Here is a 12,745-nt window from a genome sequence, read left to right as displayed (position 1 = left end):
CCATCGGGGCGGGAAGGAAGGGCGTGCCCCGGTCCACCGGGTTCGGACCGGATCAGCGATCCCCCCTTGCCGCCCGCGCCGCGTCCAGCACCGCCAGCGACCAGTCGATCAGCCCCTGCGAACCCAACTCATCGAGCACGGCCCGGTGCAGCTTCGCCCACACCCCGGCCCGGGCCCAGGTGGTGAACCACCGATGCGCGGCGGGCACCGCCACCCCGAACGACGGCGGCAGATGCCGCCAGGCGCACCCGCTGGTCAGCACGAGCATGATCGCGGTGACACCGCACGGGGCCCGGCCCCGACCGCCCTCCTGCGGGCAGGAATCAACGGCTCCGCCAACACCACAACTCATCGGCACCAACCGCCGCGACAAATCATTCACGCCCGAGAACCATGCTCGACGTCCCATCGGGATCCAAACGAGGCATGCCCTTATCGCGTCCAGAACGCGCCTTGCGATCTTGCCGCGTGAGGTCGCGTACCCACCTGGTGCGCCGGAGCGGGTGGCCACGGTGATCGGCCCACCGAGCCACCCGCCGCCGCGCTGTCCCTGCGACGGGAACACCAACGGACCGCCGCCGGAACAGCGAGCCCCTCAGTACCTGCTGATGCGGAACACGCCCAGGTCGTCGGCCGATCGGCCCTCCGAGGGCGAGCTTTGGTTCAGTGACGCCTCCACCGCGACCCAGCCGTGGAAGTTCCCGTCGCTGTCGATGATCTGCATCATCGGCTTCACGTGGGAGTTGCCGGTGTAGCAGTGCTCTCCCCTGCCGTCGGCGAGTGCGGTGCGCCAGTGCCAGATGGTGTCCCTGCGGTCGGTCGCGCTGGCGTTCGCCGTCGACAGGTAGTACTGCGTGCTGGGCGTCTTGCCTCCGAGGCACCGCGAGCTGGAGCACTTCTTCCAGTCACGCATCCAGAACGGGCTGCCGGAACCCTCGTCAAGGTAAGGCTTTCCGGCGTTCGTCTTCCACAAGTGGTACTGGTGCTCGAATGCGCTGTGGTCGGCCGCGGCGATCTTCGCCATGGACGCGCGCTGGTCCCACCGCGCGTTGCTGCCGTAGCCGTAGCCGTGGGTGGCCTTGAACGAGCTGCCGCGGAACACCAGCTTGGCCAGCTTGCCCGGGATCGGCTGGCTGATCGTCCACTCCTCCCATCCCGCCGTGGCCCAGGTGATCCGCAGCACCGAGCCGTTCACCGTGTACTTGCCGCTGAGCTTCTGCGGCGGCGACCCGGCCTGGAACCCGTTGGCGGTCTGCACCTGGCAGGCGCGCGCGACGCAGTCCTTGCCGGTCACCCCGGTGTAGCTGCGCTTGACGCGGTTCTTCTGGCTCCAGTGGAAGTGCGACTCCGTCACCGAACCGGACGCTGTGAGCGAGTAGTTCGCCAGGCGCACCCAGTTCGACGTCGAGCCCGTGCTGAGTCCACCGACCGCCACGACGAAGCGGGACATCCCCGCAGGCAACGCCGCTGTCGCCGAGGCGGGCAGCACTGCTGTGAACGAGGCGACCAGGGAGACGAGCAAAGCGGCCAGAACCGAAGAACGCGCTGTGCGCACGGCACTCTCCTACCGTCAGGGTGCGGTGTGGCTCGCCAACCTAGCCAGCCACACCATGGTTCTCACATGCAGGTCACTTGCGGCTCACTGGTCGCGCACCCCCAGCACCGGCTGTCCTCCTCGGACGCCGCGATACCCGCGTTCCCAGGGCCAACGGCCGTGGAGGTCCGCGTGCACCAACTGCAACGCGCGCACCTCGGGGCCGTACAACCCAACGGCCACATGCAGGTGTGCGCTCGGCACGGCCAGCTCGACGACCTCGATGAGGAGTGCTTCCCCGAGCTCTATCCGTTCGCCTGCCTGGACCGTTTCCGGCGCGATGACGTTCAGCAGGCCGGCGGCGCCCTGGAACGGCATTCCGGTCACCACCAGCTCCGGTTTGCCACGGGGCGTGAGCCCGACCGTGTAAGCCCACGGCGGGTGCACCCCGTCGCCCTCGACGCCCTGGACCGCCCAGCCATGGCTGTCGATGATCCCGCGCAGATGGGCGAGGTAGTCACCGTCGGGGTTGTCGCAGTCCCAGCACATGGTTCCTCCGCAAGTCGAGTCGACGGATCGGCCCGCCACTATGAGGAGGTGCACCGACAAGATCGGGTTCAGCGCGCCCGGTGGATCTTGCCGACCAGCGCGTGCAGCCGCTTGCGCTCGGTCTCGGTGAGCGGCGCCAGGGTCTCCTGCTCGACCTTGGCCACCACCGCCTTCGCCCTGCGCAGTGCGGCGCGGCCGGTCGTGGTCAGGGTGACCCGGTAGCGTCGCCGGTCGGCGGTGTCCCGCTCCCGCGCGACCAGGTCGGCGGTCAGCAGCTCGTCCATCAGCCGCGCCAGGTCGCTCGGGTCGAGGCCGAGCGAGTCGCCGATCTCGCGCTGCGCGGCCGGTCCGGTGTCGGCGACGGCGGCGAGCACCGCGAACTGCCACAGCCCAAGACCGGCGTCCCGCGCCATCCGCTCCGCCACCGCGCTCCGGCTGGTCACCGCGACCCGGTGCAGGACGAAGGTGGTGATCCCCAGCAAAGTCGGTGGCAGGTCCATGCCCCAACTGTAGGGTAAAACCAATAGTTGGTGACTACCCACTAATTTGGAGGCACGGATGGACGCGTTGTACCCCCGCCTGCTGGTGCGCGACTTCGCCAGGGCGGTCGAGTTCTACCGGGCGGCCCTGCGCGATCTCCTCAACGCCGAGCCGGTGAAGGTGCTGCCAGAAGCGCAGTACGCGAACTGGGACGTCGCGGGCGAGGCGGGACTGGTGCTCTACGGCCGCGCCACGATCGCCGAGGTCGTCGGCACAACCGACCTGCCGGAGGCCGCTCCGGCACAGGACTCCGCGATGCTGGTGATGCGGGTCGGCGACGTCGACGACGCCTGCGCCCGCCTCGTCCGCCATGGAGCGCGGGTCGCCTCACCGCCGCAGGACCGCCCCGACTGGGCGCCCACGATGCGCACGGCCCACCTCCGCGACCCGGAGGGCAACCTCATCGAACTCCAGTCGTACTAAGGGAAGTCCCAGCCACGCTCAAGGAGCTCGAAGATGCGGTCGAGCGCTTGGCCGCCCTCGGCGCGCCCGTGGACGAGGAACGGGGCGTCGAGGGCGAAGCGGGCCAGCGCCGCGCACGCGATGTCGTCGGCCGGAGCGCCGACCTCCTCGGCGATCGCCTGACTGAGCACGGCCTCGTGCCGCAACCACATGCGGCGGCCATACTCGTTCAGCGCGGGCGTCTCCTGGACCAGCCGAATGAAGTGGGCAAGGCGGGGGTCTTCGGCGCGACCGCTGAGCTGGATGCCCTTCAACCACCCCAGCAGGGCCTGCGGAATCGACTGCCCAGGCTGCCGCTCGCGCACCGCGGCGACGAGGGCGGCCTCCCGATCGGCGTCCTCGTCGAAGACCAGCGCCTCCTTGCTCGGGAAGTGCTTGAACAGGGTGGTGGTGGAGACGTCGGCGGCCTCGGCGACGTCCTTGACGCTGACCTGGTCGTAGCCGCGCTCCAGGAACAGCTCCAGCGCGGCGTCGGCCAGGGCCTTGCGGGTGGCGGCCTTCTTGCGCTCCCGGCGCCCCACGGTCTCGGTCATGACACGAGCCTACCCCGTGGGTTGTCTCACTCAAAAAGTTGACTCGTTGCACTTATGTATCGAGTGTGCTTTTCTGGTCGCATGACACCTCGAACCGCGATCGTCGGCGCCGGCCCCGGCGGCCTCACCTGCGCCAGAATCCTTCAGCGGCAAGGATTTCCGGTCACCGTCCTGGACCGCGACCCCGCGCCGGACGCCCGCCCCCAGGGCGGGACCCTCGACATGCACGCCGACTCCGGCCAGCTCGCCCTCCAGGCCGCCGGGCTGCTGGAGGCCTTCCTGGACCTGTCCCGCCCGGAGGGTCAGGAGATGCGGCTCTACGACCACACCGGCGGACTCCTGCACCAGCACGCCCCGCCCCCTGGCGAGTCGTTCAACCCGGAGATCGACCGCGGCCAGCTGCGCGCCCTCCTGCTGGACTCGCTCACCCCGGGAACCGTCCAGTGGGGCCGCAACCTCACAACCCTCACCCCACTGGGAGACGGTGTTCACCGAGCACACTTCGAGGACGGCAGCACCGCCGACTACGACCTGGTCATCGGGGCGGACGGAGCCTGGTCACGCGTCCGCCGCCTGCTCTCCGACGCCGTTCCCGTCTACACGGGCGTCACCTTCGTGGAGATCAGCCTCAACAACCCGGGCACCGAGATCTCCGAACTGGTCGGCGAAGGCACCATGATGGCGCCCTACGACAACAAAGCGCTGATCGCACAGCGCAACAGCGGCAACCGCGTCCTCGTCTACGCCGCCCTGCGTGTCCCCCAGGACTGGAACCGCGGACCCGTCTCGATGCGCGACGAGCTGCTGGAGAGGTTCGCCGACTGGAGCCCGCGCCTGCTCTCCCTGATCGCCAAGCACGACGGCGACTTCGTCAACCGACCGCTGTTCGCGCTCCCGGTGCCGCACAAGTGGGACCACACCCCGGGCGTCACCCTGCTCGGCGACGCGGCGCACCTGATGTCGCCGTTCTCCGGCATGGGCGCCAACCTCGCCATGCTGGACGCGGCGGACCTCGCGAACAGCATCATCACCGAGCCGACCATCGACGCCGCCGTCCAGGCATACGAAACGGTCATGATCCCGCGCGGCGCCGAAGCCGCCCACGGCGCGGACGAGGGCCTGAACACCGCGATCTCCCCCAGCACCGATCAGGCCCTCGCTCACCTGACGAAGCACCTCTGACGCCATAAATGAATACTTCTCACATTTATCGTTCGCACGTGCGGCACAATGGTCATCGGAAAGCTCCCCGGACCGAACGGAGCAGGCGATGACCGAGCCGAAGCCGCACGACCCCGCGCCGATCGAAGGCGAGGTCGTGGCGAGCACAGTGGAGCCGCCCGCCCCGGTCACGCCGCAGTTCGACTACGACGACGGCGGCGTGCCGACGCTCGACTACGTGCGCGACCGCATCGAAAGCCGCTTCACCACGTCGATCGGCGCGACGGAGCTGGCCACGGACGCCACGTCGGTCGACCAGCAGATGGCCGACCGCGACCAGGCGGGGCGCGACCGCCTGGAGCAGATCCGCCGCTCGATGCGCGGCGAATGACGACGTCGGGGCGGCGGCGTCAGCCCCAGGCAGAAGCTGTTCACAGCAAGATCGACTGGCGCTAGCATGGGCCGCCCTTGAGACCGGCGGAGGTAGACCCCATGTCCCGGCAACTCCCCCAGCTCAGCCAGGAGCTGTTCCTCACCGACTCCGGTCTCGAAACCGACCTGATCTTCAACAAGGGCGTCGACCTGCCGGAGTTCGCGGCCTTTCCCCTGCTCAGCGACACGAAGGGCAGGCGGGCGCTCGGCGACTACTACCGCGAGCACATCGCCGTGGCCAAGAACGCCGACGCGGGCTTCGTGCTGGAGGCGCCCACCTGGCGCGCCAACCCGGACTGGGCCGCCCGCCTCGGCTACGACGCCGCGTCGCTCGCGGCTGCGAACCGGGACGCCGTCGCGCTGATGGTGGAGCTGCGCGACGAGGCGGATTCCGGCAAGCCCATGGTGATCAGCGGCTGCGTCGGCCCGCGCGGCGACGGCTACCAGCCGGACGACGTCATGACCGCTGACGACGCCGCGAAGTACCACCAGGCACAGGTCGACGCGTTCGCCGAAGCGGAGGTGGACCTCGTCACCGCGCTCACCATGACTACTCCGGCGGAAGCTCTCGGAGTCGCCCGTGCCGCGAAGCGCGCCGGGTTGCCGTCGGTGGTCTCCTTCACCCTGGAGACCGACGGCAACCTCCCCGACGGCACCACGCTGGCCGACGCGATCGCGTCGGTCGACGCCGACACGCCTCCGGCGTACTACATGGTCAACTGCGCCCACCCTTCGCACTTCGCCGACCGCCTCATCCCCGGGATGCAGCGGCTGCGAGGCTTGCGCGCCAACGCATCCCGCCGCAGCCACGCCGAGCTGGACGAGGCGACCGAGCTCGACGACGGCGATCCCGTCGAGCTGGCCGACGACTACGCCCGGCTGCGTGCCGCACTGCCCCAGCTGACGATCCTGGGCGGCTGCTGCGGTACGGACGTCCGTCACGTCGCCGCCATCGCGGGGTTGTCCACGTAGCGAACAGCGAGGTCGCTGGACGTCCGCCCGGTTGACCGGCGCCGCGATCGCGGCGATCCGCACCTCGCCGTCCCGACCGTCCGAAAGTCCACTGCGGACCAGTGGGACGATTCCTTCCTGTCCTCGGCCCCTCCGCCATGGGGCGGCTCTCGGCGTGTCGGCGAGAGGTGACGGCCGATACTGAGGACACTCGGCAACCCACGAAAGGGAGGCGCCCCATCATGCCCCGACAGCTGCATTTCTGCGGCAGCCTGCCGCCCGAGCTGACAACCAGCGACGCCGAGGTCATGCAATGGTTTCTCCGCCACAGCAAGGGCCACGAGATCACCGCGCTGCCCACGAGGCAGGACCCGCGGTGGGTGATCAACTACCTGCTGGGACTCGCCGAGAACACCGATGTCTTCGAGGTGACCGCGGCCGGTGAGTACGAGGACTACGACGACATGCGGGGCTACCGCGTCCGGAAGGGCGCTGTCTTAAAGCCGGAGCACGTCTCACACGGGGACGTCGACGCCGCGCTCGCCCAGGTCGCCGAGTTCAAGGCTCTCAACCTCGGTGACACGCGACTGATGCTGTCGGTGCCGAGCCCCATCGACCTGTCGTTGTTCACCTTCGTCGGCCCGAGCTTCCAGAACGCGGTTCCCGCGCTGTCCGAAGTCCGGCGGGCGTTGAAGTACATGCCGGTCTACACCGACGCGATCGTCGACTACGTCACGAAGGTCACCGAGGCGCACGGCGACGACGTGCTGTGGCACGTCGAGTTCCCGTCGGCGCTGGTCGGGATGTGGAAGGCGCGGATCTTCCCCGGCGGCCCGGCCCTGGCGTCGTCCTTGCACAGCAAGTACATCGCGAAGATGCTGGCGCGCTTCCCCAAGCAGGCCAAGGTGATCCTGCACCTGTGCTACGGCAACTACAACAACACCGAAGTGTTCGTGCCCAAGGACCTGACGTGGTCGGTGACCTACCTCAACAAGCTCGGCCGTGAGCTGACGCGCAGACAGATCTCCTTGCCACCAGTGCACATCCCGGTCGCGTTCGGCTCGCACTCCCCGTCTCTGGACGAGAAGTTCTACGCGCCGTTGCGACGGCTCTCCCGGTCGTGGCGCCAGCTCATCCCCGGCGTGGTCGCCGAGTCCGACGAACTGTCCTCCGTGGCCGCGCTGCACCTGTTCGAGACGGCAGCCGGCCGTTCGTCGACGGGAGTGGCGTGCGCGTGTGGACTCGGCAGGCACACGGGTCCCGCCGCTGAGCGTGCCGCGACGGCGATGGGCGTGGTCGCGAAGGCACAGCCCAGGATGGACTGACCGGTCAGCGCACTGTCGCGGCGAGGGCGTCGCGACAGGCGACCACGGCCGGGTGAGCTTGCGTTCCGGCGCGGGCGGCGGTGAACAGCGTCCGTGCGTGCGGACCGCCGGGCAGCGCCCGCAGGACGGCAGCGGTCGTGGTGCTCCGCCAGACCAGATCCGGCACCAGCGCCACCGCGTGCCCCTGCTCGACCAGGTGCACGTGGAACAGGATGTCGGTCGACTCGAAGCACACGTCGGGTTCGAAGCCCGCGGCGCGGCACACGGCCACGGCCCACTGCCGCGCCGCGGTTCCTTCGGGCTCCATCACCCACGGCCGCTCCGCCAGGTCCGCCAGCTCCAGCCGACGCCTGCTGTCCTGCGGGGGCAGTGCGAGCCGGAACGGGTCCTGGCACAGATCGCGGCGCTCGATCCCCTCCGGTCGCGGAAGCGCGTTGCCGGGGTACTCCTCAGCGATGACGAGGTCGAACTCGCGAGCCAGCAGGGCGGGCAGGGCGAGCTCGGCCTCGATGTGCCGCACGTGGACACGCAGTCGCGGGAGTTGTGCGCGCAGCGCCGTCAACGCGTCCGGGACGAAAGCCAGTGCGGCGGTCTGGAACGCGGCCACCCGCAGCGTGCCGACGACCTCGGCGGAAGCGCGGGCGAGGTCGGTGTGCGCCTGCTCCAGGCGTTGCATGATCGCGTCGGTGTGGCCGACCAGGATCTCGGCGTGGGCGGTCAACCGCACGCCCCGGCCCACGTGCTCCAGCAGTGGCACACCGGCTTCGGCTTCGAGCTGGGACAGCTGCTGGGACACCGATGACGGGCTGTAGGACAGCGCCTTCGCCACCGCCGCCAGGGTGCCGCGTGACTTCAGCTCCCGGAGCAGCCGCAACCGGTGCAGGTCGTACACGATGTGCCCCCATCGTTCGGAATTTCTGACGATTATCGCTCGGAAACATTCGCTGGACCAATGTCTCGGCCGTTTTTACGGTGAGCCCATGACCTCAGCACCTGGCGACTGGTTCTTCCGGCCCACCGCGCGCGCCTGGCGGCACGCCCCGGCGTCCGAGGCCGCGTACCGGTTCCACCGCGACGTGGAGGGCTACCGGCCGACCCCGCTCGTGGAGCTGCCCGCCTTGGCCGAGGAGCTGGGTGTGCGCCGGGTGCTGGTCAAGGACGAGTCGGACCGGTTCGGGCTTCCCGCGTTCAAGGTCCTCGGAGCGTCCTGGGCGGTGCACCGGGTCCTGTCCGAGCACGCGGACGCCCGGGTGCTCGTCACCGCGACCGACGGCAACCACGGCCGTGCAGTGGCCCGCACCGCTCGGCGGTCCGGGCTCAGCGCCCATGTCGTTGTGCCAGCTGGGGTCCACTCGGATGCCGTCGCGGCGATCGCCGCAGAAGGCGCTGTGGTGGAACACATCGACGGCTCGTACGACGACGCCATCGATCACGCCGTGCGTGTCGCGAAAGCCCCGGCCCACGTGCTCGTGCAGGACACCGATGTCCCCGGTCACCACGACGTTCCACAGTGGATAGTCGAGGGCTATTCGACCCTGTTCCGCGAGATCGGCGAACAGCTCACGCCGGACCTGCTCGTCGTCCCCGTCGGCGTCGGATCGCTCGCCCAGGCCGCGATCACCCACCACCGCGGCACCGCCCCTGCCGCGCGAACGGCGCTGCTGGCGGTCGAACCCAGCACGGCGGCGGGCCTTCTGGCCAGCCTGGCGGCGGGCGAGCTCGTCAGCGTGCCCACACCAGGCACGTCCATGGCCGGACTGAACTGCGGCACTCCGTCCGCGTCGGCGTGGCCCCTCCTCAACGCGGGCCTCGACGCGGCGGTCAGCATCACCGACCGCGACAGCCGAGCGGCCGCCACCGCACTGGTGGCCGCTGGCGTGTCGGCGGGTCCCTGCGGAGCGGCGTCGCTCGCCGGTGCCCGAGCCGCTCTGGGTGATGAAGACCGCAGAAGGCAGCTCGGAGTCGACGCGGACTCGACCGTGGTCCTGCTCAACACCGAAGGCACCGCCGCGAATCCCGCCTACGCCAGGGAGAACTGACCAATGCTCATGGAGATCAACGGTGACCGGCTCTGGAACTCCCTGATGCGCCTTGCCGAGGTCGGGGCGTACGACGACCCGAACACCGGCCTGCGCGGCGTGAACCGGCAGTCCCTCACCGACGAGGACGCGGCGGGGCGGCGACTGCTCGTGTCGTGGTTCACCGACGCCGGCCTGACCGTCCGCATCGACCGGATGGGCAACATCTTCGGCCGCCGCGAGGGCTCCGACCCGACCGCGGCGCCTGTGATGGCGGCCTCCCACATCGACAGCGTCGCCACCGCGGGGGCCTTCGACGGCTGCCTCGGCGTGCTCGGCGCGCTCGAAGTCGTCCGCGCCCTCAACGAACGCGGCATCACCACCCACCGCCCCATCGAGATCGCCGCGTTCACCGAGGAGGAGGGGGTCCGCTTCGGCACCGACATGCTCGGCAGCGCCGTCGCCGCCGGGCGGATCACTCTGGAGCACGCCCACGACCTGACCGACCGGGACGGGCTGCGCTTCGGCGACGAGCTCGACCGCATCGGCTTCCACGGCCCCCACGACGTGCGCCTGCGACCGCCACACGCCTACGTGGAGTGCCACATCGAACAGGGGCCCGTCCTCGCCGACGCCGGCGTCCCGCTCGGTGTCGTCACGGGCGTGCAGGCCATCTCCTGGCAGAAGATCACCGTTCACGGCCGCGCCGCCCACGCGGGGACCACGCCCACCGAACTCCGGGTCGACGCCGGTCTCGCCGCCGCCCGGATCGTCTGCCGGGTCCGCGACATGGTCGACTCCGGCGACTACGGCCGCCTCCGTGGCACCGTCGGCCATCTCCGCACCTCGCCCGGCCTGCCCAGCGTCGTTCCGGAGCTGGCCGAGCTGACGGTGGACCTGCGCAACCCCGACGACGAGCACATGGCCAGGGCGGAGCACGACCTCGCCGACTTCCTCGCCGAGCTGCGCCGCGGGCAACCCGGGCTGACCATCACCGCCGAGCGCATGGCCAAGACCCACCACGTCCCGTTCGACGAGGGCGTCCAGAAGACGATCTCCCAGGCCGTCGAGGACCACGGGCTCGAACACCTGTCGCTGATGTCCGGCGCGGGCCACGACGCCCAGGAGATCGCCGCCATCGCGCCGACCGCGATGATCTTCGTTCGCGGCCGGTACGACGGCATCAGCCACAACCCGCGCGAGTACTCCACCCCGGAGGACTGCGCGCACGGCGTCACCGTCCTGGCCACCACGCTGCTGCGGCTCGCCGACCAACGTTGACTACCGGGCGAGGGCGGTGACGACCACGACCTCGGACTCGTCGTGCGGCAGGTACTTCGCCCGCACGACGGCTCCCGGCTGCACCTGCGGCACCGTGCTCGCGGCGAGCGCCTTCTCCTGAGTCAGGTCGAAGGTGCTCCCGTCCGGCCGGGTGACCCGCATGGTCAGGTGCGCAACCGCCCGGTCGCCACGGATCTCCCCGGTGGGGACCATGGCCAGCACCACCGCTTGGGTGTCGATCCCCTGCTCGGCGATCATCAGCTGCTTCTGCGTCATGGTGCCTTTCGCGAGCTGTACGCGGTTGAGGGCCGCCTGCATCTCCTGCTGGGAGGCCCCGACCGCCAGCACGACCTTCCGCTCCGGGCCACCCGCCAGGTAGCGCACGGGCAGCACGGCTCCCGGGGCGACCATGGCGAGTTCGGTCAGGTCGACGATCTGCCTTGCCACACCTCGGAAGGACTGCCCGTCCGGGGTGTCCACGTCGAGCACGATCTCCAGCTGCGGCTGGTCGTTGATGCTGAGGCCGGTCCGGCTGACCGAGACGACCGTGCCCATGCCGATCGGCGCGTCCCGATACGCCTTCGCCGTGCCACCGCCGAGCATGCCGCCCACGCGGAACAGGGTCGGGACGACGAAGAGCAGGATCACTGGGCCGGCCATCCAGCCGTTGAGCCAGGGCAGCTCGGTGTCGTCGGTGAGGCCGGTCATGACGAACATCGCGGTACAGGCGAGGCTGACTGCCAACACGATCCAGGCGACCGTCTTCATGGTGGTTCCTTTCCGATCAGAGTCCGAAGACGTTCGACGTGCCAACGGAGAAGTGAGTGATCCGGCCGTCCGCGCCGACGACGGCGAGGCCGTTGGGATGGCTCTTCCCTTCCGTTGCGACGGTGACGGCCGTCTTGTCGTCCGAAACCGTCTGCGCCCTGCTTGATCCGACGACGAGGGAATCGGTCACCGCTCCGGTCGCCAGCGACACAACGCTGAGGACGTTGGTCTTGTCGTTCACATTTCGTTCGTGCTGGACAAGGACGTGCCCCGACCTGGCTCCGGCCGCAGTACGCGGAGAACTGCGTTCGAGCACGATCTGCGCGTTGTGGAAGACCGTGTCGCCGACAGGACTGATCCGGCCACCCGGTACCCGGCGAAACAACGTCGCACCCATTGGCTTGTCCTTGAGCACCAAGGACTCCGTGGGATTGAGCATGGCTTCTTTCGCCGTCGTGCTTGAGGCGTCGGGAAGGGGCCGCTTGCCGGAGAGCTTTCCGTTCCACATCGCGGCCGTCGCGGCGTCAGCGGGAGTGGTGACAAGGGAGTCCAACGCGATGGTGTGGACGTTTCCGGTCGCGTCCATCGCGACGACGACGTTGCGGTCGGCGTCGAAGGCGTATGCCGACCGTGAGGCGACATAGGAGTCACCGAGCCCGCCAAAACCGGCCCTCTCGGCGAGAACCTCCCCGTTGGCCAGGCTAACCGCCACCAATCCCGCGTCCGTTGACACATATGCCGTGGTCTTACCCGCGGCGAGGACACTGGCGTTCCAGAGCAGCTTGTCGGACAACTGGATGTCCCACAGCCGCTCACCGGTGCGCAGATCCATCGCGGCCAGGCGAACCTGGAACATGTCCCGGAACATCAGCTGGAACATTCCGCGCGAACCGCTGCGCTCATATGGCAGCAGTGCGGCCTCGCGTCCGTTGACCGTCGCGAACCCGACATCGCGCTGCACTTCGACGTCCGGCTCCGGAGAGAGCAGGTACGAGCCGCCGAAGAACATGCAGCCGAACAACACCAGCGGCAGCAATACGAAGGCCGATCGCGGACCACGCCGCTGCCTGGGCCTGTGAAATGTGATGTCCACGAGTTCGCTCCCCACCTGACGCAGTGACAATGCGGCCAGCATCGGGCGAGGCGGCTTCCTACCGATCACAGGTTTCGGGCGGCGCTAGGCTGCTCACC

At 69.4% G+C, this 12,745-nt stretch carries 14 protein-coding genes and 1 pseudogene; 7 read left to right on the top strand and 8 right to left on the bottom strand.

The genetic code is table 11. The features are described 5' to 3' along the window. Window positions 1-55 precede the first annotated feature (55 nt). From ACFFQA_RS31670 to ACFFQA_RS31655, 4 genes and pseudogenes are all read right to left on the bottom strand, one after another. A pseudogene (locus ACFFQA_RS31670) lies at window positions 56-409 on the bottom strand (transposase); the annotation flags it as partial. Between the two features lie 186 nt (window positions 410-595). Further along, window positions 596-1,555, bottom strand: a complete 960-nt coding sequence (locus tag ACFFQA_RS31665) for a hypothetical protein (protein ID WP_377860299.1) — start codon at window positions 1,553-1,555, stop codon at window positions 596-598. An 84-nt stretch (window positions 1,556-1,639) separates the two neighbouring features. Beyond that, on the bottom strand, window positions 1,640-2,083 hold the full coding sequence (locus ACFFQA_RS31660) for a DUF4262 domain-containing protein (protein WP_377860297.1): 444 nt from the start codon (window positions 2,081-2,083) through the stop codon (window positions 1,640-1,642). Window positions 2,084-2,151: 68 nt separating this feature from the next. Then, the gene (locus ACFFQA_RS31655; RefSeq protein ID WP_377860295.1) at window positions 2,152-2,583 is read right to left on the bottom strand and encodes a MarR family winged helix-turn-helix transcriptional regulator; all 432 of its coding nucleotides are present in this window, start codon (window positions 2,581-2,583) and stop codon (window positions 2,152-2,154) included. Between the two features lie 58 nt (window positions 2,584-2,641). Between ACFFQA_RS31655 and ACFFQA_RS31650 the strand changes: the two genes are divergently transcribed. Then, window positions 2,642-3,046, top strand: coding sequence for a VOC family protein (locus tag ACFFQA_RS31650; RefSeq protein WP_377860293.1), 405 nt, complete (start codon window positions 2,642-2,644; stop codon window positions 3,044-3,046). Here ACFFQA_RS31650 and ACFFQA_RS31645 read toward each other — a convergent pair. Next, window positions 3,043-3,618, bottom strand: coding sequence for a TetR/AcrR family transcriptional regulator (locus ACFFQA_RS31645; protein WP_377860291.1), 576 nt, complete (start codon window positions 3,616-3,618; stop codon window positions 3,043-3,045). The two genes, ACFFQA_RS31650 and ACFFQA_RS31645, sit on opposite strands and share 4 nt — an antisense overlap. An 81-nt stretch (window positions 3,619-3,699) precedes the next feature. On the opposite strand from ACFFQA_RS31645, the gene ACFFQA_RS31640 reads away from it, so the two are divergent. From ACFFQA_RS31640 to ACFFQA_RS31625, 4 genes are all read left to right on the top strand, one after another. Next, window positions 3,700-4,800, top strand: coding sequence for an FAD-dependent oxidoreductase (locus ACFFQA_RS31640; protein ID WP_377860289.1), 1,101 nt, complete (start codon window positions 3,700-3,702; stop codon window positions 4,798-4,800). Window positions 4,801-4,888: 88 nt separating this feature from the next. Continuing rightward, entirely contained in the window at window positions 4,889-5,170 is a 282-nt protein-coding gene (locus tag ACFFQA_RS31635) for a hypothetical protein (protein ID WP_377860287.1), read from the top strand. Between the two features lie 101 nt (window positions 5,171-5,271). Continuing rightward, window positions 5,272-6,183 (top strand): homocysteine S-methyltransferase family protein, encoded by a 912-nt coding sequence (locus tag ACFFQA_RS31630; protein ID WP_377860285.1) that lies wholly within the window; start codon window positions 5,272-5,274, stop codon window positions 6,181-6,183. A 221-nt stretch (window positions 6,184-6,404) separates the two neighbouring features. Beyond that, window positions 6,405-7,487 (top strand): hypothetical protein, encoded by a 1,083-nt coding sequence (locus tag ACFFQA_RS31625; protein ID WP_377860283.1) that lies wholly within the window; start codon window positions 6,405-6,407, stop codon window positions 7,485-7,487. Between the two features lie 4 nt (window positions 7,488-7,491). Here ACFFQA_RS31625 and ACFFQA_RS31620 read toward each other — a convergent pair whose 3' ends face one another. Next, on the bottom strand, window positions 7,492-8,379 hold the full coding sequence (locus ACFFQA_RS31620) for a LysR family transcriptional regulator (RefSeq protein WP_377860281.1): 888 nt from the start codon (window positions 8,377-8,379) through the stop codon (window positions 7,492-7,494). Between the two features lie 88 nt (window positions 8,380-8,467). Here ACFFQA_RS31620 and ACFFQA_RS31615 point away from each other — a divergent pair, with 88 nt between their 5' ends. Both ACFFQA_RS31615 and ACFFQA_RS31610 read left to right on the top strand, forming a co-directional pair. Next, window positions 8,468-9,526 (top strand): pyridoxal-phosphate dependent enzyme, encoded by a 1,059-nt coding sequence (locus ACFFQA_RS31615; protein WP_377860279.1) that lies wholly within the window; start codon window positions 8,468-8,470, stop codon window positions 9,524-9,526. A gap of 3 nt (window positions 9,527-9,529) precedes the next feature. After that, the gene (locus ACFFQA_RS31610) at window positions 9,530-10,786 is read left to right on the top strand and encodes a M20 family metallo-hydrolase (protein ID WP_377860278.1); all 1,257 of its coding nucleotides are present in this window, start codon (window positions 9,530-9,532) and stop codon (window positions 10,784-10,786) included. On the opposite strand, the gene ACFFQA_RS31605 is transcribed toward ACFFQA_RS31610, so the two are convergent. Both ACFFQA_RS31605 and ACFFQA_RS31600 read right to left on the bottom strand, forming a co-directional pair. Beyond that, complete coding sequence (locus ACFFQA_RS31605; protein WP_377860276.1) at window positions 10,787-11,554, bottom strand: hypothetical protein; 768 nt, start codon at window positions 11,552-11,554, stop codon at window positions 10,787-10,789. It abuts the gene before it with no gap. Between the two features lie 16 nt (window positions 11,555-11,570). Beyond that, entirely contained in the window at window positions 11,571-12,647 is a 1,077-nt protein-coding gene (locus tag ACFFQA_RS31600; RefSeq protein WP_377860274.1) for a PA2928 family protein, read from the bottom strand. Window positions 12,648-12,745: the final 98 nt, after the last annotated feature.

The organism is Allokutzneria oryzae, assembly GCF_042429765.1.
In the GTDB taxonomy this organism is placed as follows: domain Bacteria; phylum Actinomycetota; class Actinomycetes; order Mycobacteriales; family Pseudonocardiaceae; genus Allokutzneria; species Allokutzneria oryzae.
This window is presented reverse-complemented; position numbering and strand designations above follow the sequence as displayed.

What these genes read in the sequence shown, in the direction of transcription:
- ACFFQA_RS31660 (WP_377860297.1), bottom strand. Translation starts at nt 2,083, where the DNA reads ATGTGCTGGGACTGCGACAACCCCGACGGTGACTACCTCGCCCATCTG.
- ACFFQA_RS31655 (WP_377860295.1), bottom strand. Translation starts at nt 2,583, where the DNA reads ATGGACCTGCCACCGACTTTGCTGGGGATCACCACCTTCGTCCTGCAC.
- ACFFQA_RS31650 (WP_377860293.1), top strand. Translation starts at nt 2,642, where the DNA reads ATGGACGCGTTGTACCCCCGCCTGCTGGTGCGCGACTTCGCCAGGGCG.
- ACFFQA_RS31645 (WP_377860291.1), bottom strand. Translation starts at nt 3,618, where the DNA reads ATGACCGAGACCGTGGGGCGCCGGGAGCGCAAGAAGGCCGCCACCCGC.
- ACFFQA_RS31640 (WP_377860289.1), top strand. Translation starts at nt 3,700, where the DNA reads ATGACACCTCGAACCGCGATCGTCGGCGCCGGCCCCGGCGGCCTCACC.
- ACFFQA_RS31635 (WP_377860287.1), top strand. Translation starts at nt 4,889, where the DNA reads ATGACCGAGCCGAAGCCGCACGACCCCGCGCCGATCGAAGGCGAGGTC.
- ACFFQA_RS31630 (WP_377860285.1), top strand. Translation starts at nt 5,272, where the DNA reads ATGTCCCGGCAACTCCCCCAGCTCAGCCAGGAGCTGTTCCTCACCGAC.
- ACFFQA_RS31625 (WP_377860283.1), top strand. Translation starts at nt 6,405, where the DNA reads ATGCCCCGACAGCTGCATTTCTGCGGCAGCCTGCCGCCCGAGCTGACA.
- ACFFQA_RS31615 (WP_377860279.1), top strand. Translation starts at nt 8,468, where the DNA reads ATGACCTCAGCACCTGGCGACTGGTTCTTCCGGCCCACCGCGCGCGCC.
- ACFFQA_RS31610 (WP_377860278.1), top strand. Translation starts at nt 9,530, where the DNA reads ATGCTCATGGAGATCAACGGTGACCGGCTCTGGAACTCCCTGATGCGC.
- ACFFQA_RS31605 (WP_377860276.1), bottom strand. Translation starts at nt 11,554, where the DNA reads ATGAAGACGGTCGCCTGGATCGTGTTGGCAGTCAGCCTCGCCTGTACC.